At 66.9% G+C, this 24,416-nt stretch carries 21 protein-coding genes; 10 read left to right on the top strand and 11 right to left on the bottom strand.

All coding sequences use genetic code 11. From position 1 onward, the window contains the following. Positions 1 to 138 precede the first annotated feature (138 nt). Entirely contained in the window at positions 139 to 747 is a 609-nt protein-coding gene (locus ACUXVE_RS09635) for a TetR/AcrR family transcriptional regulator (RefSeq protein WP_025875794.1), read from the bottom strand. Positions 748 to 906: 159 nt separating this feature from the next. Between ACUXVE_RS09635 and ACUXVE_RS09630 the strand changes: the two genes are divergently transcribed. From ACUXVE_RS09630 to ACUXVE_RS09615, 4 genes are all read left to right on the top strand, one after another. Then, positions 907 to 2,070, top strand: a complete 1,164-nt coding sequence (locus tag ACUXVE_RS09630) for an isovaleryl-CoA dehydrogenase (RefSeq protein WP_445514308.1) — start codon at positions 907 to 909, stop codon at positions 2,068 to 2,070. An 8-nt stretch (positions 2,071 to 2,078) separates the two neighbouring features. Further along, on the top strand, positions 2,079 to 3,689 hold the full coding sequence (locus ACUXVE_RS09625; protein ID WP_025875797.1) for a carboxyl transferase domain-containing protein: 1,611 nt from the start codon (positions 2,079 to 2,081) through the stop codon (positions 3,687 to 3,689). Positions 3,690 to 3,715: 26 nt separating this feature from the next. Further along, on the top strand, positions 3,716 to 5,698 hold the full coding sequence (locus ACUXVE_RS09620; protein ID WP_445514307.1) for an acetyl-CoA carboxylase biotin carboxylase subunit: 1,983 nt from the start codon (positions 3,716 to 3,718) through the stop codon (positions 5,696 to 5,698). Between the two features lie 220 nt (positions 5,699 to 5,918). Further along, positions 5,919 to 6,233 carry an NHLP-related RiPP peptide gene (locus ACUXVE_RS09615; protein WP_445514306.1) on the top strand — a complete coding sequence of 105 codons (315 nt, stop codon included), beginning with the start codon at positions 5,919 to 5,921 and terminating at the stop codon, positions 6,231 to 6,233. 64 nt (positions 6,234 to 6,297) lie between these two features. Here the strand turns inward: ACUXVE_RS09615 and ACUXVE_RS09610 are convergent, their stop codons facing one another. Beyond that, the gene (locus tag ACUXVE_RS09610; RefSeq protein ID WP_445514305.1) at positions 6,298 to 7,455 is read right to left on the bottom strand and encodes a putative peptide maturation dehydrogenase; all 1,158 of its coding nucleotides are present in this window, start codon (positions 7,453 to 7,455) and stop codon (positions 6,298 to 6,300) included. 146 nt (positions 7,456 to 7,601) lie between these two features. Here ACUXVE_RS09610 and ACUXVE_RS09605 point away from each other — a divergent pair, with 146 nt between their 5' ends. Then, positions 7,602 to 7,898, top strand: coding sequence for an NHLP-related RiPP peptide (locus ACUXVE_RS09605; RefSeq protein ID WP_025875803.1), 297 nt, complete (start codon positions 7,602 to 7,604; stop codon positions 7,896 to 7,898). Between the two features lie 7 nt (positions 7,899 to 7,905). On the opposite strand, the gene ACUXVE_RS09600 is transcribed toward ACUXVE_RS09605, so the two are convergent. From ACUXVE_RS09600 to aceB, 4 genes are all read right to left on the bottom strand, one after another. After that, positions 7,906 to 10,401, bottom strand: coding sequence for a putative peptide modification system cyclase (locus ACUXVE_RS09600; protein ID WP_445514304.1), 2,496 nt, complete (start codon positions 10,399 to 10,401; stop codon positions 7,906 to 7,908). A gap of 15 nt (positions 10,402 to 10,416) precedes the next feature. Continuing rightward, positions 10,417 to 11,457 (bottom strand): GGDEF domain-containing protein, encoded by a 1,041-nt coding sequence (locus ACUXVE_RS09595; protein ID WP_080150337.1) that lies wholly within the window; start codon positions 11,455 to 11,457, stop codon positions 10,417 to 10,419. 365 nt (positions 11,458 to 11,822) lie between these two features. Continuing rightward, the gene (gene aceA, locus ACUXVE_RS09590; RefSeq protein WP_025875808.1) at positions 11,823 to 13,124 is read right to left on the bottom strand and encodes an isocitrate lyase; all 1,302 of its coding nucleotides are present in this window, start codon (positions 13,122 to 13,124) and stop codon (positions 11,823 to 11,825) included. A 69-nt stretch (positions 13,125 to 13,193) separates the two neighbouring features. Then, positions 13,194 to 14,816 (bottom strand): malate synthase A, encoded by a 1,623-nt coding sequence (gene aceB / locus ACUXVE_RS09585; RefSeq protein WP_445514303.1) that lies wholly within the window; start codon positions 14,814 to 14,816, stop codon positions 13,194 to 13,196. A gap of 109 nt (positions 14,817 to 14,925) precedes the next feature. Here aceB and ACUXVE_RS09580 point away from each other — a divergent pair, with 109 nt between their 5' ends. Together ACUXVE_RS09580 and ACUXVE_RS09575 are read left to right on the top strand one after the other, a co-directional pair. Beyond that, positions 14,926 to 15,894 carry a LysR family transcriptional regulator gene (locus ACUXVE_RS09580; protein WP_033832747.1) on the top strand — a complete coding sequence of 323 codons (969 nt, stop codon included), beginning with the start codon at positions 14,926 to 14,928 and terminating at the stop codon, positions 15,892 to 15,894. A 330-nt stretch (positions 15,895 to 16,224) separates the two neighbouring features. Continuing rightward, positions 16,225 to 17,133 carry a LysR family transcriptional regulator gene (locus tag ACUXVE_RS09575; RefSeq protein WP_032978127.1) on the top strand — a complete coding sequence of 303 codons (909 nt, stop codon included), beginning with the start codon at positions 16,225 to 16,227 and terminating at the stop codon, positions 17,131 to 17,133. A gap of 84 nt (positions 17,134 to 17,217) precedes the next feature. Here the strand turns inward: ACUXVE_RS09575 and ACUXVE_RS09570 are convergent, their stop codons facing one another. Beyond that, on the bottom strand, positions 17,218 to 18,474 hold the full coding sequence (locus ACUXVE_RS09570) for an MFS transporter (protein ID WP_093820806.1): 1,257 nt from the start codon (positions 18,472 to 18,474) through the stop codon (positions 17,218 to 17,220). A 120-nt stretch (positions 18,475 to 18,594) separates the two neighbouring features. Beyond that, entirely contained in the window at positions 18,595 to 19,221 is a 627-nt protein-coding gene (lepB, locus tag ACUXVE_RS09565) for a signal peptidase I (RefSeq protein WP_445514302.1), read from the bottom strand. 233 nt (positions 19,222 to 19,454) lie between these two features. Here lepB and ACUXVE_RS09560 point away from each other — a divergent pair, with 233 nt between their 5' ends. Further along, positions 19,455 to 19,856: a hypothetical protein gene (locus tag ACUXVE_RS09560; RefSeq protein WP_032978120.1), complete on the top strand. Its 402-nt coding sequence runs from the start codon at positions 19,455 to 19,457 to the stop codon at positions 19,854 to 19,856. A gap of 3 nt (positions 19,857 to 19,859) precedes the next feature. Next, positions 19,860 to 20,306 carry a hypothetical protein gene (locus ACUXVE_RS09555; protein WP_025875822.1) on the top strand — a complete coding sequence of 149 codons (447 nt, stop codon included), beginning with the start codon at positions 19,860 to 19,862 and terminating at the stop codon, positions 20,304 to 20,306. A 166-nt stretch (positions 20,307 to 20,472) separates the two neighbouring features. Here the strand turns inward: ACUXVE_RS09555 and dcp are convergent, their stop codons facing one another. The 3 genes from dcp to arfB all read right to left on the bottom strand — a co-directional run bounded on the left by dcp (position 20,473) and on the right by arfB (position 23,779). Further along, complete coding sequence (gene dcp, locus ACUXVE_RS09550; RefSeq protein WP_222387966.1) at positions 20,473 to 22,629, bottom strand: peptidyl-dipeptidase Dcp; 2,157 nt, start codon at positions 22,627 to 22,629, stop codon at positions 20,473 to 20,475. Positions 22,630 to 22,740: 111 nt separating this feature from the next. Continuing rightward, on the bottom strand, positions 22,741 to 23,343 hold the full coding sequence (locus tag ACUXVE_RS09545; protein ID WP_222387967.1) for a lysophospholipid acyltransferase family protein: 603 nt from the start codon (positions 23,341 to 23,343) through the stop codon (positions 22,741 to 22,743). Between the two features lie 4 nt (positions 23,344 to 23,347). Next, positions 23,348 to 23,779, bottom strand: a complete 432-nt coding sequence (gene arfB / locus ACUXVE_RS09540) for an alternative ribosome rescue aminoacyl-tRNA hydrolase ArfB (protein ID WP_025875829.1) — start codon at positions 23,777 to 23,779, stop codon at positions 23,348 to 23,350. A 134-nt stretch (positions 23,780 to 23,913) separates the two neighbouring features. Here arfB and ACUXVE_RS09535 point away from each other — a divergent pair. Next, positions 23,914 to 24,416: DUF2059 domain-containing protein (locus ACUXVE_RS09535; protein WP_445514301.1), on the top strand; the 503-nt coding region annotated here is incomplete at its 3' end.

Raw genomic sequence — 24,416 nt, 5'->3', positions numbered from 1 at the left:
AACGCACGCCACGCACGACAACAGGCATCACGGCTGGTGCGGCGCAGCATGCGGCCGTGGCCGCGTGCGGGTGGCGCCGGACCGCGCCCGGCGAGCGCGAAGCGCGGCAGAAGCCGCCCGGCACGCGCAACGGCGGCATCACCCTGCGCCAACAGCCCGCAGGCAGAAACTGCAGATGGCCTCTACAAGTGCGTCCTCGTCGCGGTGCGCTTCGCGGCTGGGTGCGGTCGGGCCCACCATCGCTTCGGTGAAGGCACCCACCAGGCACGCGGCGGCAGCGTGCGCGTCCTGTGCCGGCAGTTCACCGGCCGCCACGCCCTCTTCCACCAGGCGCAGGAACACGTCACCGAAGGCACGGCGGCCGCGCATGCGCTCGGCTTCCACGTCCGGGTCCACCGGTTCGACGATGAAGGCATGGGCCAGGCCCGGGCCGGCCAGGGCACGGCGGACGAAGGCGGTGATGGCCTGGCGCAGGCGCACGCTGGCCGGCTGCGGCGCACTGGCGATGCGCTCCATGATCGCCACCTCATGGGCCACGGCAGCGTTGAGCACTTCCACGAACAGCTCGGCCTTGGACGGGAAGTGGCGGTAGATCAGGCCGGTGGAGACCCCGGCCTGGGTGGCCACGGCGGTTACCGGCGCGTTGCGCCAGCCGCCGGTGGCGACCAGTTCGCGGGTGGCCAGCAGGATCCGTTCACGGGCCCCGGCCAGGCGTTCTTCCATCAATGCTGAGCGTTTGTAGGCCATGTTCTGAGTCTGGTTTCAATTTTTGAATTTGTATTCACTTCTTACCCGAACCCCGCTACGCTGGGGTCCAATCGCCCGCGCGGGCTGCTGCTGTGAACAGCCGCCCGCTTCCCCTTCCGGGTGCGTCCATTCCCCACCTTCCCTCGTGGAGCCATCGCAATGCACGTGCCATCCCTGAACTTCGACCTCGGCGAAGATATCGACCTGCTGCGCCAGAGCGTGGCCCATTTTGCCGCTGCCGAGGTCGCGCCGCTCGCGGCCGAGGCCGATGCAACCAACCAGTTCCCGTTGGCACTATGGCCCAAGTTGGGCGAACAGGGCCTGCTGGGCCTGACCGTGGAAGAAGAATACGGCGGCACCGGCATGGGCTACCTGGCCCACGTGGTGGCGATGGAAGAAATCTCCCGCGCCTCCGGCGGCATCGCCCTGTCCTACGGCGCGCACTCGAACCTGTGCGTGAACCAGCTGCGCAAGAACGGCACCGAAGCGCAGAAGCAGCGCTTCCTGCCGGACCTGTGCAGCGGCGCCAAGGTCGGCGCGCTGGCGATGAGCGAACCGGGTGCGGGTTCGGACGTGGTGTCGATGAAGCTGCGCGCGGACAAGCGCGGCGACCGCTACGTGCTCAACGGCAACAAGATGTGGATCACCAACGGCCCCGACGCCGACGTGCTGGTGGTGTACGCCAAGACCGATGTCGAAGCCGGCGCCAAGGGCATCACCGCGTTCCTGGTCGAGAAGGGCATGAAGGGTTTCTCCACCGCGCAGAAGCTGGACAAGCTGGGCATGCGCTCCTCGCCCACCTGCGAACTGGTGTTCCAGGACTGCGAGATTCCCGAAGAAAACGTGCTGGGCGCGGTCGGCGGCGGCGTGCGCGTGCTGATGTCCGGCCTGGACTACGAGCGCGTGGTGCTGTCCGGCGGCCCGCTGGGCCTGATGGCTGCAGCCATGGACGTGGTCATGCCGTACGTGCACGAACGCCACCAGTTCGGTGAGCCGATCGGCAGCTTCCAGCTGATCCAGGCCAAGATCGCCGACATGTACGTGGGCCTGGGTGCCTGCCGCGCCTATGTTTATGCCGTGGCGCGCGCCTGCGACCAGGGCCGTACCACCCGCCAGGATGCGGCCGGCGCGATCCTGTACGCCGCCGAGAAGGCCACGTGGCTGACCGGCCAGGCGATCCAGATCCTCGGCGGCAACGGCTACATCAATGAATACCCGACCGGCCGCTTGTGGCGCGACGCCAAGCTGTATGAAATCGGCGCCGGCACCTCGGAGATCCGCCGCATGCTGATCGGCCGCGAACTGTTCCAGCGCACCCTGTAAGGCACCCCATGAGCATCCTAGGCAGCCAGCTGCAACCGGGCAGCGAAACATTTGAAAGCAACCGCGCGGCGATGCAGGCCGTAGTCGACGACCTGCACGCCACCCTCGCCCGCACCGCCTTGGGTGGAAGCGAGGCGGCGCGGGCCAAGCACACCGCACGCGGCAAGCTGCTGGTGCGTGACCGCATCGATGCGCTGCTCGACCCGGGCAGCGCGTTCCTGGAGATCGCACCGCTGGCCGCGCACGGCATGTATGACGATGCCGTGCCCGCTGCCGGCGTGGTCGCAGGCATTGGCCGGGTGAGCGGCGTGGAGTGCGTGATCGTGGCCAACGATGCCACGGTCAAGGGCGGCACCTATTACCCGGTGACAGTGAAGAAACACCTGCGCGCGCAGGAGATCGCCGAGCAGAACCACCTGCCGTGCATCTACCTGGTCGATTCCGGTGGCGCCTTCCTGCCGCTGCAGGACGAGGTGTTCCCGGACCGCGACCATTTCGGCCGCATCTTCTACAACCAGGCCAATCTCTCCGCGCAGGGCATCCCGCAGATCGCCTGCGTGATGGGCAGCTGCACCGCCGGTGGTGCCTATGTGCCGGCGATGAGCGACGAGACGGTGATCGTGCGCGAGCAGGGCACCATCTTCCTCGGCGGCCCGCCGCTGGTGAAGGCGGCCACCGGTGAAGTGGTGACGGCCGAAGAACTGGGCGGTGCCGACGTGCACACGCGCATTTCCGGCGTGGCCGACCACATGGCCGACAACGACCTGCAGGCGTTGGCACGGGTGCGCGCGATCATCGCCCAGCTCAACTGGCGCAAGCCCGAAGCGGCGATGGCGCTGCAGCCGGTGGAAGAACCACTGCTGCCGGCGCACGAACTGTACGGGGTGATCCCGGCTGATACGCGCAAGCCCTACGACGTGCGCGAAGTGATCGCGCGACTGGTCGACGGCTCGCGCTTTGACGAGTTCAAGCCGCGCTATGGCGCAACGCTGGTCACCGGCTTCGCCCATCTGCACGGCTATCCGGTCGGCATCATCGCCAACAACGGCATCCTGTTCTCCGAGTCCGCGCTGAAGGGCGCGCACTTCATCGAGCTGTGCACCCAGCGCAACATTCCGCTGGTGTTCCTGCAGAACATCACCGGCTTCATGGTCGGCCGCAAATACGAACAGGGTGGCATCGCCAAGGACGGGGCCAAGCTGGTGATGGCGGTGGCCTGCGCCAAGGTACCCAAGTTCACCGTGGTGATCGGTGGTTCGTTCGGTGCCGGCAACTACGGCATGTGCGGCCGTGCGTACTCGCCCAATTTCCTGTGGATGTGGCCCAACGCACGCATCGGTGTGATGGGCGGCGAACAGGCCGCCAGCGTGCTGGCCACGGTCAAGCGTGATGGCATCGAAGCCAAGGGCGGGCAGTGGCCGGGCGAAGAAGAGGATGCGTTCAAGGCGCCGATCCGCGACCAGTTCGAGCAGCAGGGCCACCCGTACTACGCCAGTGCGCGCCTGTGGGACGACGGCGTGATCGATCCGGTCGATACCCGCCGGGTACTGGCCCTGGCCCTGTCGGCCAGCCTCAACGCTCCCCCGCAGCAGACGCGCTTCGGCGTGTTCCGCATGTGACCTGTGCCATGACCGAGTCTGTTGCCATGTTCAGCAAAGTCCTGATCGCCAACCGCGGCGAGATCGCCTGCCGCGTCATCGCCACCTGCCGCCGCCTCGGCATCGCCACCGTGGCGGTGTATTCCGATGCCGACCGCAATGCGCGCCACGTGCGGCTGGCCGACGAAGCCATCCACATCGGCCCGGCGGCCGCGCGCGAGAGCTACCTGCGCAGCGATGCCATCCTCGACGCCGCACGCCGCAGCGGCGCGCAGGCCATCCATCCCGGCTACGGCTTCCTGTCCGAGAACGCCGACTTCGCCGACGCCTGCGTGGCGGCCGGCATCGCCTTCATCGGTCCGCCGGCCAGTGCGATCCGCGCGATGGGCGACAAGAGTGCAGCCAAGGCACTGATGGCCAAGGCCGGCGTGCCGTTGACGCCGGGCTACCACGGCGACCAGCAGGCGCCGGAGTTCCTGCGCGCCCAGGCCGACGGCATCGGCTATCCGGTGCTGATCAAGGCCAGCGCCGGCGGCGGCGGCAAGGGCATGCGCAAGGTCGAGCGCAGCGAGGACTTCGTCGATGCGCTGGCCAGCTGCCAGCGCGAGGCGGCCTCGGCGTTCGGCAACGACCACGTGCTGGTCGAGAAGTATGTCGAGCGCCCGCGCCATATCGAAATCCAGGTATTCGGCGGTGGCCAGGGCGAGGCGGTGTATCTGTTCGAGCGCGACTGCTCGGTGCAGCGCCGCCACCAGAAGGTGCTGGAAGAAGCACCGGCCCCGGGCATGAGCGCCGACCGCCGCGCCGCGATGGGCAAGGCCGCCGTCGATGCCGCGCGCGCAGTGGGCTACGTCGGTGCCGGCACGGTAGAGTTCATCGCCGGCCCGGACGGCGATTTCTACTTCATGGAAATGAACACCCGCCTGCAGGTCGAACACCCGGTCACCGAGTTCATCACCGGTACCGACCTGGTGGAGTGGCAGCTGCGCGTGGCCGCTGGCCAGCCGCTGCCCAAGCGCCAGGACGAACTGGCCATCCACGGCCACGCTCTCGAAGCGCGCCTGTATGCCGAAGATGCCGACCGCGGCTTCCTGCCCTCCACCGGCACCCTGCGCCGCCTGCGCCTGCCGACCCCGTCGGCCAACGTGCGGGTGGACACTGGTGTGGAAGAAGGCGACAGCATCACCCCGTACTACGACCCGATGATCGCCAAGCTGATCGTCTGGGACGTGGACCGCGACGCCGCGCTGCGGCGCATGCGCCAGGCCCTGGCCGACTGCCAGGTGGTGGGCGTAACCACCAATGCCGGCTTCCTGCGGCGCCTGGTGCAGACCGACTCGTTCGCCAACGCCAAGCTGGATACCGCGCTGATCGAGCGCGAGCAGGCCGCACTGGCGGTCACCGGTGACGGTGAGCAGGCGCTGTGGGAACTGGCGGCGATCGCCGCCGTAGCAAGCACACCTGCCGCTGCCGCCGATGCACGCGACCCGCATTCACCGTGGCAGGCACAGGATGGCTGGCGGCTGGGCGTGCCTGCCGCGCGCTCGGTGCCGCTGCAGCAGGCAGAGCGGGCACACACGCTGAAGGTGTGGACCACTGCCGATGGCTGGCGCGTGCAGTGCGGTGACGCAGCGCCGAAACAGGTGGTCGGCCATGCCGATGGCCAGACCCTGTCGGTGCAGATGGACGAGCGTCGTTGGCGGCTGCAGCTGCAGCGCGACGGCGATCAGCTGTACCTGTTCGCCAGCGATGGCCAGCACCGCTTCACCCTGCACGACCCGGTGGGCGAATCCGAGCAGGCCAGCGCCGATGCCGGCAGCCTGCTGGCACCGATGCCCGGCAGGATCGTCGCAACGCTGGTGGCGGCGGGCACGCAGGTCAAGCGCGGCACGCCGCTGGTGGTGCTGGAAGCGATGAAGATGGAGCACACCCTGCAGGCACCGGCCGATGGCACGGTGAAGGGCTATCGGGCCAAGGCCGGCGACCAGGTGGGCGACGGAGCGGTGCTGGTGGATTTCGAAGCAGCGTGATGGGGGTGGGCCGGGCGCTGCCCGGCCCAGAAATCGTTGGGCGTCTTGCGCCTACGGAACGAGGACGGACTTGCACAGCGTCCTCTCACCTACAGCCTGCAACGCGCTGCCCTCCCGGCACATGCGATGCCCTGGTCATTTCAGCAGTTTGCCGCCACCTGATAGGCTTCGTTTGCCGCTCTGCGGCGCATCCATCAATTCGGCTATCACAGGAGTCATCATGTACCGAAAGCCCCCGCTGTCCGCCGAGAACGCCGTACGCCTGCTCGATCTGCTGTGCGACGATGACGCGTTCCGCAATGAATTCTCCGTCGATCCCACCGCAGCCCTGGTTCGACATGCTCTGCAGCCACTGGCGGGTGGTAGTCCCTGTGCAATCCACGGCGTGCTGGCCAGCAAGGAAGAGTTTTCCGCCGTCCGTTCCCAGCTCGTGGCATCACTGGTGTGCAGTGGTCCCTTCAAGGTCCCCTTCATGTTCGAGTCGGAACAACTGGGATTGGTGTTGGCTCCAGACGCCATGAAACAGGTGGCCTGACGGCGCATCACATGACGAGTCGGACGCGCCTGGCAGCTACGCCAGGCGCGGCTGCTTCAGCGGCCTACCCGCGCCAGACCTGCTGCAGCGGGTCGAATTCACTGGTGACCTGGGCGTCCGCGCGCCACCCCAGGCCGCATATCATCACCGGGCTGGCATCGATGCCATCCAGCCCCAGCGCCTTCTCCACGTCGATCTCGTTGATCGCCGCGGTCACATAAGCGGCCAGTCCAAGCTCGGTGGCTGACAGCATCCATTGTTGCGACAGGTGCCCCGCATCAAGCAGCACCGCCCGGTAGGCCTTTGGATGGTGGCGGTATTTCCAGAAGCTGCGTGGGAAGCGTGCCACCTGGATGAGGTGCAGCGGGGCGTCGGCGAACCAGTCCTGCCCGGAAACAAAACCCAGCATCAAGGTGCGCAGGTCGTCGGTGGCAACGGCGACCGGTCGCAACGCGTGTTCCATCGGGTGGTAGTGATAGACGCCCGGCGCAAGACCATCGACAGCCAGAGCGACCACATAGGTTTCCAACGGATGCAGACCGCCGCCGGAAGGAATGTTCTTCTTCAGGAACTCCATGCCATCACCCGGCCGCAATGCGGCGTGTGCCTGCACGGTACGCTTGAGTACCTGCGCCAACAGCGGCAGCGCCAACGCGCGCTGCGCGTCGAAGTTTCGGCAGGTTGCACGCTTTCGCAGCAGCTCGTCGCGCGCATCGTCAGGCGTATCGGGCAACATCAAGGGGTCGGTACCGGGCGCATCCACTGCGGCGGGCGGTGCACCGAACCTGGCATGCAGATCCTGCGCCGTGACCAGCTTGTGCTCGCGCATCTCACGCGCGCTGTTGATGCCGCCCCAGCGTCCCATCCGGTGCTGCAACGCCGACAGCGGCCACCAGTTGGCGTCGCGCACGCGCTGGTCGCGGTCACGATGCGAAGCCTCACCTGGCTCCTGGCTGATCACCAGACCGATCTCCAGCAGGCGTGCCAGCGCAGTGCCTTCGAGGCCGACCTGTGCAGGCTCCACCCAACGATCCGGCTCGATGCGGCCCAGCACATCGATTTCCTCGATGCTCACCTCCACGGGTGCGTCCAGATGGGCGGCAAGGGCCTGCCAATGCATGCGTGTTACCAGTTCCGCCTGGCCCTGCAGCAGCAGGGAGAGGTCCAGCGAGACCTCGCTGCGGGGTTCGAACATCACGATAGCGCAACGTCGGATCTGCATTTTTCATCATCCACCAGTGGAACCGTAGTATGCGGGTTGCCCGCAACCGCCGCGGTACTGTGGAGGCGCTTCTGTGCAATGCACACATCGCCCTAAATGCCGAGCGTTGGTGGCCGATACCGTAAGTTCTACTCTGGATGATCGACATGGCTACCGACCCTCGCCTTTCCGCCGAAGATGCCGGCGTACTGCTGGACAACCTCATCAACGATACAGCCTTCCGCGAACGCTTCGCCGAATCGCCGGCCAAGGCCCTCTCCAGCATCGGTCTGGATGCTGCCTTGGGTGAGAAGGACTGCATGAAGATCGACTCGCTCGCCCCGGTGGAGGAGCTTCGCCGCGTTCGCGACGGCCTGCAGAAACACCTCGCCAGCTCGCTGACCGCGATGAATGTGGTGTTCTGCTTCGAAGCAGGCAAAGTCGACGATTGCATCGGCGGCTGATACCGGCTCAGGGCGCGCCGCCCGCCTTCACCGGTGCGGCCCAGCTCGATACATCGTGCACGTTCAGCGGCTGCCAGACCTGCATCGCCGAGACTTCGGCAATGGCCTGGCCACGGTGGCGGGCCAGCCATTCCTGCTCGCGGCGCACGCCTGTTTCATCGCTCTGCGCACGTAGCGCATGCAGCAGTACCACGTGCGCCTGCACCGGCTCGCTGCCATCGAGCATCGGCTCGATCAGGGCCCGCGCAGCGTCCGGCCGTTGCCTCTGCAGTTCGCCCATCGCCGCAACCACGCGCATCCATTTACCGACCATCGGGCTGCGCTGGGCGCGCAGCAGCGCCTCGTTGGCATGCAGCCAGGCTTCGGCAACATCGGTCTGTCCCTGCCGCTGAGCCAGATAGACAAGGGCCAGCCACTGCAGGCTGCGGGCCTGCTGCATGGGATCGTCGCGATCTTCCAGCAGCGGCTGCAGCTGCGCTGCGATGGCCTGCAGTTCGGCTTTGTCGCCCGCCGCGCACAACGTGGTCACGCTCGCGTGCTGCAATCGCTGCTGTACCTGCATGTCCGCAAGCTCAGGTGCCGGTGCGTCCGCGCGCACGGCCGCCTGCATCGACGCGCAATCACCTTGGTCGGCAGCCAGCAGCAGCTGTGCACGCAGCCGCATCCGCTGCGCCAGCGCATCTCCGGTGCGCAGCTTCACAAGCAGCTGGCCGGCCTGTACGTAACGGCGCTGCGCCACAAATACATCGACGCCGGTGTCATCGGGATCATCGCGGCCGCGCAGCCCTTGTGCCTGCATCAGCGTTTCGGCGGCCAGCTGCGGTTGGTTGTGGGCGATCTGGATGCGTGCCAACTGCACCATCGGATACAGCCGCAGCGGATCCTGCGGTACGGACGCCGCATGTGCGTAGGATTCGGCTTCGCTGAAACGATTGTCCTGCAACAGAAGCCAGGACGTATTGGACAGCCCGGCGAAGGAATCGGGATAGACCTTGGCCAGCGTCCGCCATTGCTCCAGGGCCCAGCCGCCCGGTTCCAGTTCTTCCTGCCAGGCCTTCAGGTACAGGCGCTCGCGCGGTGGCAGGCGTTCCTGCTGGGCGAGCGCATGCTGCATCGCCTCGCGGGCCTGCCGCCCTTCTTCGGTGCGGGCCAGCAGCTTGGCCACGCCCATGTAGGCCAGCGCGAAACCGGGATCGATGTCGATCGCAGCCTGGTAGAGATTGCGTGCTTCCTCGAAGCGGCGCTGGCCCAGGGCATTCTCGGCCAGGGCATAGGCGCGCAGAGCACGCAGGTCACGGGTAGAGGCTTTCGGCAGCGGCAAGGACTGCTCCAGGCTGGCCACCGATTCGCCCAGGCCACGGCGCAGACGACCGACGACATCGTCCACCGCGAACATCATCTGGTCGGGGCCGTCGGCGGCGACGGTGAAGCTGCGCACCACCTGCCCGCTGCCGGGGGCCACCACGTCGATTCCCAGCTGATAGCCCCCTGCCTTGGGGCGTACGGTCGGCAGCAGGACCGCTCGGGCGCCTTCGCGCATGGCCACATCGATCGCTGCACCGCGGTTCAAGCGGGTATCGCCGGACAAGCGCGCCATTTCCAGGCTTTCGCGGATCTTGCCTTCGGACAGCACATTCACGTAGCGCGACTGCTCCAGTGCGATCAGGATCGCGTGGCGTGTCGATTCATCGAACACCGGCTCACCGGTGAAATTTTCAAGGTCGGCCAGCACCACCCAATCGCGCTCTGAGAATGCAATGGCCGGCTCCGGGCGCAGCAGGAACCAGCCCCCCACCACCACAGAAGCCAGGATCAGGCTTTCCGCCAGCAACACCACCGGCTGCCGCCACAACGGCAGATCACGCCGTGCCTTGGCGTTGGCGCGCGGCGGGCGCAGCGGAGCAAAGCCGATCTCGCCAACTTCAATCACTTCCTGGACGGTCGGCATGCCTTTGAACCGCCAACGCCCGTGCGACTTCCATAGCAAGCGTTGGCCACGCTCGCCCAAGGCATCCGTGGCGCGTCGGGTCAGTGACTCGGCAACTGCCGACATCAGGATCTGGCCTGGGCGCGCCAGGGTCATCAGGCGCGCGGCCATCGGCTTGGCCAGGCCTTCGACTTCCATCGACTTGGCGCCGACCTTGACCGCTTCGGGACTGTTTTCCCAGGTCAGCACATCACCCACATGCAGGCCCGCTCGTGCGCGCAGCTCGACCCTGCGTTGCTCGCCCAGTGCCTGCAGGTCGCGCTGGTAATCCAGTGCAAACCCGAGCGCATCCACCGGGCGTTCGAACAGCAGGAACAGACCGTCGGAACGGTCGATCAACTGCCCATTCCAGCGATGCTGCAACACCAGCACCAGACGGTCGTGCTCCTGGAACAGGGTGGCTGCGGCAGCGTCGCCGATACGCTCCACCAGTTGCAGCGAATCACACAGGTCGGTGAACAGCAGCGCCCGCAGCTGGGCGTTATGCGGGGCCGACGTTCCCTTGTCGCCATTCATCGCCAGGATCTCCGCTCAGTGTCCATCCGGACCATCGGTCCACCGCAGGCAGTTGCCGCCTGCGCGCTTGGCTTGGTACAGCGCACGATCGGCGCGAGCGTACCACTCGCTCCAGTCCGCGTCAGGGGCCAGCAGGCTGGCACCGATGCTGGCCAAGCTGACGTGCGGGGTGCCATGGCTGCGCTCGAGCAGGCCGTGCACCGCGCTGAGGATGAATTCAGCGGCGTGCTGCACGATCTCGACATTGGCCCGGCGCAGGATCAGGCAGAACTCGTCGCCGCCCAGGCGGCAGGCCAGGTCATGTTCGCCGGCCATCGAGCGCAGGATGTTGCCCATGCTCTGCAGCACCCGGTCGCCGGCCTGGTGGCCGTGGCGGTCGTTGATCTGCTTGAAGCGGTCGCAATCGATCAGCAGCAGCGCCTGCGGCGGCCCCTCTTCCTGCGTGCGGCATTCCTGCAGGAACAGGGCCAGGCCACGGCGGTTGTGCAGGCCGGTCAGTTCGTCGGTGCGCACCAGCTCACGCGTGTGGGTCAGCTGGTGGGTGGTGATGTACAGGTTGTCCAGCGCGGCTTCCAGGTCGTGGTTGCGCCGCCGCAGCTGGCTGATCAGGGCCTGCTCGTTGGTCAGCACACGCAGGATCGTGCGCCGCAGGAAGTAGGCCACCAGCCCCGGGTCGGACTCGACCAGGCGATGGAAATCAGCCGGTCCCAGCTCCAGCACGTGGCAGTCGGCCATCACCCGCGCGCTGGCGCTGCGCGGATGGTCGCCCATCAACAGGCCGAGCTCACCGAAGAACTCATGCCGGCCGAGTGTCTTGAGCACCAGGTCCTCGCCGAAATCCAGCTCGATCAGGCCTTCCAGGATGATGTACATGCACTCGCCGCGATGGCCGCGGTGGAACAGCCACTGGCCCGCCTGCAGCCTGCAGGGCTGGGCAAACCGGGCAAACAGGGCGACCTCTTCGTCGGAAAGCAGCGCATGCACGATCTCGGCCATCGCCACCTTGGCGATACCGGTTGTCGTGTCGATGTTCTCGGCCGCACCCCTGCCGGTCATTCCCTGCACCCGCCGCCAGCGTCCCCTGGTGAGCCGCGGAGCATATCAGTGAATCAAACTGTGCGCCGCTTCTCAGTTTTGTGAAGATGCGTTGCCCCGCCCTGCATGACTCATCCGTGCCCATTCACACGCGTTGGGCGCAGGAAGAAAGAAAGCCATATCAATAGCTTGCAGTGACCGCGACGCCGATTGTCGCAGCAGCCGCAGATACAACAACGCCGGCAGATCCCCCGATCTGCCGGCGTCGTCTGGCCCTTCCCTGGCCACCCTGATCAGCCCGAGCCCTGGTCGCGCCGGCCGCTGGCCGACAGCATCAAGGACGGCGGGAACACAAAGGGGTGCCGGCCAGCGGCCGGCACACCGGATCACGCAGCCCGTTCGCTGCGCTCGCCATGGAACTGCTCTTCCTCGGTCGAACCGGTCAGCGCCGTGGTCGAGGACTGCCCCTGCTGGATCGCCTGGGTCACCGCATCGAAGTAGCCGGTGCCGACTTCGCGCTGGTGCTTGACCGCGGTGAAGCCGCGCTCGGCCGCTTCGAACTCGGCTTCCTGCAGCTCCACGAAGGCGCTCATCTGCCGGCGCGCATAGCCGTGGGCCAGATTGAACATGCCGTAGTTCAGCGCGTGGAAACCGGCCAGGGTGATGAACTGGAACTTGTAGCCGTAGCTGCCCAGTTCCTTCTGGAACCTGGCAATGGTGGCGTCGTCCAGGTTCTTCTTCCAGTTGAAGCTGGGCGAGCAGTTGTAGGCCAGCAGCTTGCCGGGGAACTTCGCATGGATCGCCTCGGCGAACTTCCGCGCGAATTCCAGGTCCGGCTTGCCGGTCTCGCACCACACCAGGTCGGCATACGGTGCGTAGGCCAGGCCGCGGCTGATGGCCTGGTCCAGGCCGTTGCGGGTCTTGTAGAAGCCCTCCACGGTGCGCTCGCCGGTGGCGAACGGCTTGTCGTTGCCATCGATGTCGCTGGTCAGCAGATCAGCCGCCTCGGCGTCGGTACGCGCCACCAGCAGGGTCGGCACGCCCAGCACGTCGGCGGCCAGGCGCGCGGCGTTGAGCTTCTCGATCGCCTCGCGGGTCGGCACCAGCACCTTGCCACCCATGTGCCCGCACTTCTTCACCGAGGCCAGCTGGTCTTCGAAGTGCACGCCGGCAGCACCGGCTTCGATCATCGCCTTCATCAGCTCGAAGGCGTTGAGCACGCCGCCGAAACCGGCTTCGGCGTCGGCCACGATCGGCTGCAGGAAGTCGATGTCATCCTTGCCTTCGGCGTGGTGCAGCTGGTCGGCACGCAGCAGCGTGTTGTTGATGCGCTTGACCACCGCTGGCACCGAATCGGCCGGGTACAACGACTGGTCCGGGTACATCTGCCCGGCCAGGTTGGCATCGGCCGCCACCTGCCAGCCGGACAGGTAGATCGCCTTCAGCCCGGCCTTCACCTGCTGCATGGCTTGGTTGCCGGTCAGCGCGCCGAGCGCGTTGACGAAGTCGCGCTCATGCAGCGACTTCCACAGCTTTTCCGCGCCCAGCCGGGCCAGCGAATGCTCGATATGGACGGTGCCACGCAGGCGCACCACGTCGGCGGCGCTGTAGTTGCGCTGGATGCCTTCCCAGCGCGGATTGGTGTCCCAGTCGTGCTGGATCTGTTCGGCAGTGGGCAGCGTGCTCATGTCTATCTCCAGTTCGGTTCGTGCGGATGCAGCGGGGAAGGAAGCGGCGGGAAAACCGGCATGCAGCGGTCAGTCGATGCGCGCGTACGCCGGCAGGGTCAGGAAGTCGGTCAGTTCGTTGCTGCGGCTCAACTCGGCCAGCAGGGTGATGGCTTCTTCGATGCGGCCGCCACCGGGCAGCGCCGAGGTGTCGCCGAGGCGCGCCGGCAGCTGCGCCAGGGTGGTATCGAGCAGCGCCAGATCGATGGCAGTGCCGTCGTCCAGCTGCTGGCCCGGGGTATGCAGCCACTGCCACAGCTGGCTGCGACTGATCTCGGCGGTGGCCGCGTCCTCCATCAGGTGGTGGATCGGCACGCAGCCGTTGCCATCCAGCCATGCGGCCAGGTAGCGCACGCAGACTTCGACATTACCTTCGAAGCCAGCGCGGGTGATCGTGCCCGGTGGCCGCGCGATCAGTTCATCGCGACCCACGCGCACATCCTGGCGCAGCACGTGATGCTGGTTGGGCGTGGGCATGTGCTCGTCGAAGATCGCCATCGCCACCGGAATCAGCGCCGGATGGGCGACCCACGTGCCATCGTGGCCAGCGCTCACTTCGCGCAGCTTGTCGGCACGCACCCGCGCCATCGCCTGCTCGTTGGCGGCGGCATCGTTGTTGATCGGAATCTGCGCGGCCATGCCGCCCATCGCATGTGCGCCGCGGCGATGGCAGGTCTGGATCAGCAGTTCCGAATACGCCTTCAGGAACGGCTGGGTCATCGTCACCTGGCCACGCTCGGGCAGCACGCGGTCAGCGTGGCGGCGGAAGGTCTTCAGGTACGAGAAGATGTAATCCCAGCGCCCGCAGTTGAGGCCGACGATGCGATCGCGCAGGGCGTGCAGGATCTCATCCATCTCGAACACTGCCGGCAACGTTTCGATCAGCACGGTCACCTTGATCTGCCCGTGCGGCAGGCCGAGCATGCCTTCGATGTGCGACAGCGCGGTTTCCCACAGCGCCGCCTCTTCCATGCTCTGCAGCTTCGGCAGGTAGAAGTACGGACCGCGGTCCCTGGACTGCAGCGCGCGCGCATTGTGGAAGGCAAACACCGCCGCATCGAACAGGCCGCCGGCGAGGAACTGGCCATCCACGCGCACATGCTTTTCGTCCAGGTGCCAGCCGCGCGGACGCATGATCAGCACCGCCTGCTCATCGTAGGGGCGCAGTGCGTAATGCTTGCCATTGGGTGCGGTGTACTGCAGGTCGCCGCGCACCGCAGCAGCCAGCGACTGCTGACCGGCCAGCAGGTTGCGCCAGGTCGGCGAGGTCGAATCCTCGAAGTCGGCCATGAACACCTTGGCGCCGGAGTTCAGCGCGTTGATGACCATCTTCGGGTCGGTCGGGCCGGTGATCTCGACGCGACGGTCCTGCAGCGCGGCCGGCAGCGGCGCCACGGTCCAGTCACCGCTGCGGATCGCGGTGGTGTCCTGGCGGAAGTCCGGCAGGCCGCCCTGATCGAAGAACGTCTGGCGCTCGCGACGGGCCTGCAGCCGCGCCTGCCGGCCGGGTTCCACTGCCCGGTGCAGGGACACCAGCAGGGCCAGCAACGGCGCCGGCAGCACGGTGGCCTGGCCCGCCACCTGGGTCGCCAGGGCGATGCCCGGCGTGGCCTTGGCAGCGGTGGAGGGAACAGCGGAAGCGACGGCGGACATGGCAGGACTCCAGCGTGGGGGAACGACTCCACCGTGCGGCCGCAGCCCTGTATTTGGCAAAACAGTTTTTGCAATGCTTTACATAACTTGTGCTAATACTTGTGACGCCATGACCACGCGCACCCCGCCAAGCCCCCGTTTTTCCTACAAATCCGATCGACTGAAGCCGCTGCGCGCGTTCTGCCAGACGGTGCGTCTGGGCTCAGTCTCACGGGCAGCTGAGGCACTTTTCGTCAGCCAACCGGCCATCAGCCTGCAGTTGCAGGCGCTGGAGCGTGAGCTGGGGGTACCGCTGTTCGAGCGCAGCGGCCGGCGCCTGGTACCCAGCCGCGAGGGCCAGCTGCTGTATGAAATGGCGCAGCCGCTGGTAGAGAGCCTGGACGGCCTGGAAGCGCGCTTCCGCGACAAGGTGCGCGGGCTGGACGCAGGCGAGCTGAACATCGCTGCCAACAGCTCGACCATCCTGTACCTGCTGCCGAAGATCGTCGAACGCTTCCGCCAGCATTACCCCGACGTACGCCTGACCCTGCACAACGCCATCAGCGCCGACGGCACCGACCTGCTGCGCGAGGATGCCGCCGACCTGGCGATCGGCTCGATGACCGATGTGCCGGCCGACCTCAGCTATGCGCCGGCCTACCGTTTCGAACAGGTGCTGATCGCCCCGCATGACCATCCGCTGGCCAGCGGCGGCGAGCTGGAACTGGCCGACATCGCCCGTTACCCGCTGGTGCTGCCGCCGAAACGGCAGATCACCTACCGGCTGGTGGACCAGGTGTTCCAGCGTCACCGCATCGCCTACACCGTTGCGCTGGAAGTGGGCGGCTGGGAGGTGATCAAGCAGTACGTGGCGATGGGCATGGGCATTTCCATCGTGCCGGCGCTGTGCCTGAACGATGCTGACCGCGAACGGTTGGCCGCACGGTCGATGAAGCGCTGGTTCCCGGAGCGGAGTTATGGGGTGATCGTGCGGCGTGGCAAGGCGCTGTCGGCGCAGGCGCGGGCGTTCATCGAGCTGATCCAGCCAGAGTTGTTCAGCCCGCGCGATTACGACCAGAGCGGGCATTCGGAGCGGTGAGGGGTTGTCGGCAGGGCTGCGCCCTGCACCTGCCGAATCGACGGCAACGTCAAAGGCAACGGCAACGTCAAAGGCAACAGCGGGATTCCGTGGGATGGCGGGGCGGTGTGGGTGGGCAGGACACGCCCTAAACCCGTCCTTGGGGGCTCGATGGCGCCATCCATGGCGCCAACGGTCCTGCCCACCCCCACCGCCCCACCTCTGACAGATTTCCGCGATCCGTCGGAACGGCATGGCCTGCTGTTGGTGGGTGTCGACCTTGGTCGACACGGTTGATCCACGCCATGCGTGGATGACGATTCCCGGCGTCGGGCTGGATAGACTGCATCCATGTCCATCGAACTTCGCCACCTGCGCTACTTCCTCGCCGTTGCCGATACCCTGCACTTCGGCCAGGCGGCCGAGCGGTTGGGGATGTCGCAGCCGCCGCTCAGCCAGCAGATCCGGCAGCTGGAGGAACTGATCGGTGCGCGCCTGTTCGTGCGCAGCCATCGGCGTGTGCAGCTGACCGCTGCGGGGGAACTGCTGCAGGAACGTGCGCGCAGCATCGTGCAGCAGGTGGAATCTGCGGTGGATGAAGTGCAGCGCGCGCAGCGTGGCGAGCAGGGTGAGCTGCGTATCGGCCTGACCCGGGCCACGCCGCTGTCACCGCAGATTCCGCGTTCGATCCTGCAGTACCGCCAGCAGTATCCGCAGGTGCGACTGCAGCTGAGCGAGATGAACACCCTGCAGCAGATCGATGCGCTGCTCGATGGCAGCCTGGATGTGGGCATCATCCGCAAGCGCACGCTGCCGGCCGAGCTGGTGGCGCACAGCCTGTTCGTCGATCCGCTGGCGTTGATCGTGCATGCCGACCACCCTGCCCTGCGTCGACTGTCCAAAGGCGGCACGCTGGCGTTGCGTGATCTGGCGCAGGAACCGTTCGTGGCGTTCCGCCGCAGCGCCGGGGCGGGCATTCATGACCACATGATCGCGCTGTGCGCGGCAGCGGGCTTCACCCCGCGCATCGTGCAGGAAGCCGGTGAGGCGTCAACGCTGATCAGCCTGGCCGCTGCGGGACTGGGTGCGGCGATCCTGCCTTCGTCGTGCGACCACATCCGGGTGGAAGGTGCGCGCTTCGTGCCGCTGGCCGATGCCGGCGCGCATTCGGAAGTGCAGTTGGCGTGGCGCCGCGAGGGGGTGACACCGTTGATCCGCAATTTCGCCGGGCTGCTGCGCGAGGCGTTTGCCGAAGCGTGAAGTGCCGCGCTGCGCGCTCGCCGGGCACGGCCCGGCGCTACCGCTGGCCCACCCAGGTAGCGCCGGGACCATGCCCGGCGGGCGTCAGGCGGTCACCGGCTGCGGCGCGCGCTGCTGCAGCGCCCACACGATGCCACCACCGATGAGGGTCAGCAGCGCGGCGAACGCGCACACGCCCAGCCAGTCCCATGCGGCATAGGCCAGCCCCCCCACGCCGCCCAGCACGCTCGAGCCCAGGTAGTAGGCAAACAGGTACAGCGCCGACGCTTCCGCACGCATCGAACCAGCACGGCTGCCGACCCAGCTGCTGGCCACCGAATGGCCACCGAAGAAACCGAAGGTCACCAGCGCGATGCCCACTGCCATCGCCGGCAGCCACGGCATCGCCAGCAGCACGATGCCGGCGGCGATCAGGCCGAAGGAGATCGCCAGGATGCGACCGCGTCCATGGCGCGTGGCCTGCTGGCCCATCCACGCCGAACTGAAGGTGCCGACCAGATACACGCTGAAGATCAACCCGACCACGGTCTGGCTGAGGTGGTACGGCGGCGCCAACAGGTGGTAACCGAGGTAGTTGTAAAGGGTGACGAACACACCCATCAGCACGAACGAGGTGGCGAACAGCCACGGCAGGCCGGGATCGGCGAACAGCGTGCGCCAGCGCGCGGGCAGCTGGCGCAGGCCACTGCGACTGGCCTGGAAGTGGCGCGAAGGCGGCAGCTGCAGCCACAGCAGCACGGTGCTGGCCATGGCGATGATCGAGACCACGCCGATGCCCCAGCGCCAGCCCCAGTGGTCGGCGATGATGCCGGCCAGCAGGCGCCCGCTCATGCCACCGATGGCGTTGCCGCCGATGTACAGGCCCATCGCCAGGCCCAGCGCGCGGCTGTCCATCTCTTCAACCAGGTAGGTCATCGCCACCGCCGGCACGCCGCTCAATGCCAGCCCCAACAGGGTGCGCAGCACCAGCAGGGTGGCCCAGTCGTCGACCAGTGCGGTGCACAGCGACAGCGTGGCCGAGGCCAGCAACGCAACGATCATCAGCGGGCGCCGGCCGACCGCATCGGACAGCAGGCCCGCCAGCAGCATGGCCACGGCCAGGGTGCCGGTGGTCAGCGACAGCGACATCGCGCTGCCGGCAGCAGACACACCGAAGTGGCGACTGAACTCGGGCAGCAGTGGCTGCACCGTGTACAGCAGGCCAAAGGTCGAAAAGCCAGCCAGGAACAGCGCCAGCGCGGTGCGGCGGAAGGCCGGCGTCCCCTGCTGGATGCGGGTGTCGACGGGAGCGTGGTCAGTACGGGGACGGTCGGCGAGGGCCGCCGGGGTATCGCCAGTCATGGGAGCGGTGGGCCGTGGGGGCGGCCGGATTGGAGGGGACGGGCCCCAGACTAGGCCCGTCCATCCAGTCGATCCATAACCTGATAGGTCATGATTGATACTTCTGGCATATCGATAAGCTTACAGCCGCTGCCACTCGAAGCCGTCGCCACGGCGGTAGTACACCGCCACTGCGCGACCATAGATCGTGTCCGCATCGACAAAGCCGAAGAAGCGACCGTCGAAGCTGTTGCCACGATGGTCGCCCAGCACCAGCACCTTGCCGGCGGGCACCTGCAGGTCCGCGATGTCCGGGCCACCGCCGCTGTCCAGATCGAGGCTGGCGCGGCGCTCACCGAAAGCTTCGGTGTCGGCCAGGTCGGCGATCTGCAGCGGCTGGCCGTTGATGCTCAGGTGGCCATCGCGCAGCTGCACGTGGTCGCCGGCCACGGCGGCGACGCGCTTGATCAGGCGGGTGCCGTCGGCCGGTGAATCGAACACGGCCACCTCACCCCGCTGCGGCGTGCCGGTAGCCAGCAGTTCCTGGCTGGTGAACGGCAGGCGCAGGCCGTAGGCGCGCATGTCCACCACCACCCGGTCACCCGGTTGCAGCGTCGGCTGCATCGAACCGCTGGGCACGACGTAGTGGTTGGCGAGGGTGTCGCGGGCGGCAGCGAGCAGGCCCAGCATCACCAGCAGCGGCAGTGCCTCCTTCTTCAGCCAGGTGAGCGCGCGCTCTGGGAACGGCGGGCGGGCTACAGCATCCATGTCAGGCTCCGGGTGGTGGGTGGGCGTCAGACCGCCAGGACAGGCGTGAGGTTCCCGGGCATCATCCAGGTCTCCACGCCCTTGCCGACCAACGGTCGGCATCCACCGGGTGCATTCCGGCCGGACGTTATGAAGGTTTTACGCCCGGGCCGGGAACTGGGCATCGCACCTTTACGGCCCCCACGCGCATCGTGTGCCTACCGCGCCGCAGGGCGCTTTGCGCAAGGTGTTGTATGACCCTCCTGGTGATCCGGCATGCGTCGCCGTCGGTGCCGCGTCCGCTGCTGCCGGCCGAGTTGTCCGGCCATCCGGTGCTGTGCACCGACTGCGCCAGCCTGGCCGATGTGCGCCAGTGCCTGTGCCAGCCGCAGGCGCGCACCGCGGACTGGGTGCTGCTTGATGTCGGCGTCGCCGACGAGGCGCAATGGTGTGCCGAGGGCGGTGCGCTGCAGGCGGCGCTGGACGGTCTGCCGGCGGAGTACATCGAACTGCAGTCGCCACACCAGCCCGGCCTGGAAGCGCGCCTGCGCCTGCAGCACGGCCCGGCCGCCGTGGTGGTCGACCAGCGCAGCCAGCAGGCGGGTTATCCGCTGTCATTGGCCATCGTCAGCCGTCGCCTGGCACGGGAGGGCTGAGCCATGTCGATCTTCATCATCCGTGGCCCGGAAGCGGCTGGCGCGTTGATCCGCACCGCCGCGCCGCTGCCGGCGCCGGTACTGAAATCACTGGTGCACCGTGCGATCGATGCGGGCACCAGCGTGGCGATCCGCGCCTGCGGTTCGGAGCAGGAACTGCTGGACGCGCTGCGCGTGGCCGACCACAGCCGTGGCGAGGTGACGCTGCTGGATCCGGGCGCATGTGCCGACAGCCTGCGCCTGCAGCGGCTGCTGCCCTACCTGCACAACGCGTACGTGGAAGTGCATGACGATGGCGCGGTGGCCGAGCCGTGCCTGCCGGCCGGCGTGGGCCAGCGCCTGGGGATCGCAGCCGGCTATGGCGCGCAGAGCTATGTGCTGGCGCTGGATATCGCGCTGGATCACCTGGGGTTGGCCGAGCAGGCGAACCGGGTGCATGTAGGGACGTGATGGCCGGGCTGCGCCCGGCACCCGGGGGTAGTGCCGGCCGCTGGCCGGCAACCTCAACAACAGCAACAGCGGAGGCGGGCATTGCGTGGGATGGCGTGGATGAGCGACACAATGAAAAACGGCGGGGTTGCCCCCGCCGTTTTGTTTTTCGTACTTCAGGCCGCGCTTACTTCAGGCCGCGGAACTTCAGCAGCGGCTCCACCGACGGATCCTTGCCGCGGAAATCGCGGTACAGGGTCGACAGCTCCACGCTGTTGCCGCGCGAGAGGATCTTGTCGCGGAATTCCTGGCCGTTGGCGGCGGTCAGGCCACCGTGTTCGGTGAACCACTGGTAGGCGTCATGGTCCAGCACTTCCGCCCAGAAGTAGGCGTAGTAGCCGGCCGAGTAACCGCCACCCCAGATGTGGTCGAAGTAGGTGGTGCGGTAACGCGGCGGCACCTGCGGCAGGTCGACCTTGAACTTCTTCAGCGCGCTCGCTTCGAAGGCGCCCACATCCTGCAGCGGGGCATCGGCCTTCTGCGTGTGCCAGGCCAGGTCGAGCAGTGCCGCCGACAGGTACTCGGTGGTCGCATAGCCCTGGTTGAAGCTGCGCGCCTTGAGGATCTTGTCGACCAGCTCCTGCGGCATCGCTTCGCCGGTCTTGTAGTGCTTGGCGTAGTTGGCGAACACCTTCGGGTCCAGCGCCCAGTGTTCGTTGAACTGCGACGGGAACTCGACGAAATCGCGCGAGGTGGCGGTACCGGCGATCGACGGGTACTTCACGTTCGAGAACATGCCATGCAGTGCATGGCCGAACTCATGGAACATCGTGGTGACGTCGTCGAAGCTGATCAGCGCAGGCTGGCCGGCGGCCGGCTTGGTGAAGTTGCAGACGTTGTAGACCACCGGCTTGGCACCGGTGAGGCCGTCCTGTTCGACGAACACGTCCATCCAGGCGCCACCGGACTTGCTGTCACGCTTGAAGTAGTCGGTGTAGAACAGGGCCAGCGAGGTGCCGTCCTTGTCGAACACTTCGTACACCTTCATGTCCGGGTTGTAGGTCGGAATGTCGGTGCGCGGCTTGAAGGTGATGCCGTACAGCTGGGTGGCGGCGTAGAAGACGCCGTTCTGCAGCACGTTGTCCAGCTCGAAGTACGGCTTGATCTGCGACTCGTCCAGATCGTACTTGGCCTTGCGCACCTGCTCGGCGTAGAAATCCCAATCCGAGGCGGCCACCTGGAAACCACCCTTCTGGGCGTCGATCACCTTCTGGATCTCACCGGCTTCGGCACGCGCCTTGGCGGTGGCGGCAGGCACGGTGTCGGTCAGCAGCTTCAGTGCGGCCGCCGGGGTCTTGGCCATCTGGTCGCCCAGCTGGTAGTCGGCGAAGGTGTCAAAGCCGAGCAGCTTGGCCTTCTGCGCACGCAGCTGGGCCAGGCGCTGCACGGTCTGCCGGGTGTCGTTGGCATCGCCACGCTCGGCACGGGTTTCCGAAGCCTTCAGCACGGCGGCGCGCTGGTCGCGGTCGGTCAGCGAACCGAGTACCGGCTGCTGGGTGGTGTTCTGCAGCGGCAGCAGGTACTTGCCCTCCAGCTTGCGGTCCTTGGCGGCGGCGGCGGCATTGTTGACCGCGCCCTCGTCCAGGCCGGCCAGCTTGGCCTTGTCGTCCACCACGACCGCAGCAGCGGCGGTTGCAGCCACCAAGCGGGTGTGGAACTGGGTGGACAGCGTGGTTTCTTCCACGTTGAGCTTGCGCAGGCTCGCCTTGTCGGCGTCGGACAGCTGCGCGCCGGCGCGCACCAGGCCGTCGTAGTAATGCTCGACCAGGCGCTTCTGCACCGGATCCAGGCCCAGCGTCTCGCGCTGGTCGTACAGCGACTTCACGCGCGCGAACAGCTTCGGATCGAGGTTGATCTCGTCCTGGTGCGCGGCCAGCTTCGGCGCCACTTCTTCCTGGATCTTCTGGCGGGCATCGTTGGTGTCGGCCTGGACCAGGCCGAAGAAGATGCGCGACACGCGGGTCAGGGTCTCGCCGCTGCGCTCCATCGCCACGATGGTGTTGTCGAAGGTGGCCAGCTCGGCGCTGTCGGCGATCTTGCGCACGTCGGCCAGATGCTGGCGCATGCCTTCTTCGAAGGCCGGCAGGTAATCGCTGTCCTTGATCTTGTCGAACGGCGGTGCCTGGAACGGCAGGCTGCTGGCGGTCAGCAGCGGATTGGTGGAGGCTTCGGCCGGCTGCTGGGCCGGTGCATTCTGGGCTTCGGACACGGGGGTGGACTCCTTGCCGGAACAAGCCGCCAGCGCCAGGCTGATGGCGGCGGCCAGGACTACGGTACGCGACATGTAAAACGCTCCTTGGGCAGACGGTACGGGATGGCAGCCGTCCACCCTACTCCTGTCACGGGCGCCCGGCATGTGCCGGACGTGGCGTCTACGCTGCCGGCGGCGGCTGGCTCAGACCGTGCCGCGGGTCTTGCCGATCCAGGGCCGGTAGAACTCGCGGATGGTCGCCATGTCTGCGGCGTCATCGCCGGTCGGCGTGAACAGCGGGCCGATGCCGATGATCTTTTCCGGGTAGTGGAAATACGCGGCCAGGATCGGCACGTCGGCCATCCTCGCAATCTTCAGGAAGCCGGCCTTCCAGTCCTTCACCGCCTTGCGGGTGCCCTCGGGGGTGATGGCGAACCACATCTTCTCGTTGTTGCGCAGCAGGTCCACGGCCTGGCCGACAGTGCCCTGCGGCGAACTGCGATCCAGCGGGATCACGCCCAGCTTGTGCAGCAGCGGGCCCAGTGGCCACCAGAACAGCGAGGCCTTGCCCAGCACCTTCACTTTCATGCCCAGTGCGATCTTGGCGGCCATGCCCCACAGCCCGTCCCAGTTGGACGAATGCGGGGCGATGATGAAGACCAGCCTGGGAACGTTCGGCAGCGTACCGGTCACTTTCCAGCCGCCCATGCGCAGCGTGCAGCGCGCCAGCCAGCGCAGGAATCGGTTGGGCTTGACCTGCGGCATGTTCGGCGGAATGGCCGGCAGCAACGGCGTCGGGTTGTTCAAGCAATCACTCCCAGTCACGTGATGAGCGCCCGCGCTTGATCTGCGCACGCCCGCGTTTGGCGTCCAGACGACGCAGTTTCGACCCGAAGGTCGGCTTGGTGGCCTTGCGTGGTTTGGGCACGCTCAGCCCGGCCTGGATGAAGGCCGCCAGCCGCTCGCGCGCATCCTCGCGATTGCGATCCTGGGTGCGGAAACGTTGCGCGTCGATGACCAGCACGCCTTCGCCGGTCATGCGCCGGTCACGCCGCGCCAACAGGCGCTCGCGCAGCGGCTCGGGCAACGAGGGCGAGCCGGCCACGTCGAAACGCAGTTCCACCGCGGTGGAGACCTTGTTGACGTTCTGGCCGCCGGCACCACTGGCACGCACGAAACGCTCGACGATCTCGCCGTCGGGGATTTCAAGCTGCGCGCTGATGATGACCGGTCCACTGCCCATCCGCGCATTGTAGCGGCAGCCGCGTTGCCGTGGCTGCCATCACGCCCCGTATGCCGCCGATCAGGCACCGAACACGCCGCCTTCGCCTTTGCCGGGGGTATGCTTGCCATCCCGTGTACTGCAGGACGCTCCGCATGATCCGCTTCGTTCCCTCCCTGCTGCGCCGCGCGACCCTGCTGCTGGTGCTGGCCGCAGCAACCGCGCCGGTGCTGGCCGCAGCCCCCACCGATGGCGACATCAACCGCCTGCTGTCGGCCTCGCGTGCGCAGAGCATGATCGACACCATGCTGCCGCAGATCGAAGCGATGCAGCAGCAGCAGTTCCAGCAGGTCGCCGCACAGCGCAAGCTCAACGCCCAGCAGCAGGAACAGCTGCAGCGCATCCAGGCCCGTACCAGCCAGACCCTGCGCCAGGCACTGTCGTGGCAGCAGCTGCGGCCGATGTACGTGGACCTGTACAAGAAGACCTTCAGCAAGGAAGACGTGCTGGCCATGGCCGAGTTCTACGAGAGCCCGGCCGGCCAGAGCCTGCTCGACAAGACCCCGGCGCTGATGCAGAACGTGATGGTGGCGATCCAGACGCGCATGCAGCCGCTGTTCGCCGATCTGCAGAAGGATCTGGAAGCGATCGTCAACGA

The sequence above is a fragment of the Stenotrophomonas sp. 3(2025) genome, assembly GCF_052665395.1.
This window is presented reverse-complemented; position numbering and strand designations above follow the sequence as displayed.

Excerpts from the sequence above, each read along its gene's own strand:
- ACUXVE_RS09555 (WP_025875822.1), top strand. The coding sequence starts at position 19,860 with ATGTCGATCTTCATCATCCGTGGCCCGGAAGCGGCTGGCGCGTTGATC.
- ACUXVE_RS09605 (WP_025875803.1), top strand. The coding sequence starts at position 7,602 with ATGGCTACCGACCCTCGCCTTTCCGCCGAAGATGCCGGCGTACTGCTG.
- ACUXVE_RS09560 (WP_032978120.1), top strand. The coding sequence starts at position 19,455 with ATGACCCTCCTGGTGATCCGGCATGCGTCGCCGTCGGTGCCGCGTCCG.
- ACUXVE_RS09625 (WP_025875797.1), top strand. The coding sequence starts at position 2,079 with ATGAGCATCCTAGGCAGCCAGCTGCAACCGGGCAGCGAAACATTTGAA.
- aceA (WP_025875808.1), bottom strand. The coding sequence starts at position 13,124 with ATGAGCACGCTGCCCACTGCCGAACAGATCCAGCACGACTGGGACACC.
- ACUXVE_RS09595 (WP_080150337.1), bottom strand. The coding sequence starts at position 11,457 with ATGACCGGCAGGGGTGCGGCCGAGAACATCGACACGACAACCGGTATC.
- ACUXVE_RS09570 (WP_093820806.1), bottom strand. The coding sequence starts at position 18,474 with ATGACTGGCGATACCCCGGCGGCCCTCGCCGACCGTCCCCGTACTGAC.
- ACUXVE_RS09620 (WP_445514307.1), top strand. The coding sequence starts at position 3,716 with ATGTTCAGCAAAGTCCTGATCGCCAACCGCGGCGAGATCGCCTGCCGC.
- aceB (WP_445514303.1), bottom strand. The coding sequence starts at position 14,816 with ATGTCCGCCGTCGCTTCCGCTGTTCCCTCCACCGCTGCCAAGGCCACG.
- ACUXVE_RS09635 (WP_025875794.1), bottom strand. The coding sequence starts at position 747 with ATGGCCTACAAACGCTCAGCATTGATGGAAGAACGCCTGGCCGGGGCC.
- lepB (WP_445514302.1), bottom strand. The coding sequence starts at position 19,221 with ATGGATGCTGTAGCCCGCCCGCCGTTCCCAGAGCGCGCGCTCACCTGG.
- arfB (WP_025875829.1), bottom strand. The coding sequence starts at position 23,779 with ATGGGCAGTGGACCGGTCATCATCAGCGCGCAGCTTGAAATCCCCGAC.
- ACUXVE_RS09615 (WP_445514306.1), top strand. The coding sequence starts at position 5,919 with ATGTACCGAAAGCCCCCGCTGTCCGCCGAGAACGCCGTACGCCTGCTC.
- ACUXVE_RS09580 (WP_033832747.1), top strand. The coding sequence starts at position 14,926 with ATGACCACGCGCACCCCGCCAAGCCCCCGTTTTTCCTACAAATCCGAT.
- ACUXVE_RS09575 (WP_032978127.1), top strand. The coding sequence starts at position 16,225 with ATGTCCATCGAACTTCGCCACCTGCGCTACTTCCTCGCCGTTGCCGAT.
- ACUXVE_RS09610 (WP_445514305.1), bottom strand. The coding sequence starts at position 7,455 with ATGCAGATCCGACGTTGCGCTATCGTGATGTTCGAACCCCGCAGCGAG.
- ACUXVE_RS09600 (WP_445514304.1), bottom strand. The coding sequence starts at position 10,401 with ATGAATGGCGACAAGGGAACGTCGGCCCCGCATAACGCCCAGCTGCGG.
- dcp (WP_222387966.1), bottom strand. The coding sequence starts at position 22,629 with ATGTCGCGTACCGTAGTCCTGGCCGCCGCCATCAGCCTGGCGCTGGCG.
- ACUXVE_RS09630 (WP_445514308.1), top strand. The coding sequence starts at position 907 with ATGCACGTGCCATCCCTGAACTTCGACCTCGGCGAAGATATCGACCTG.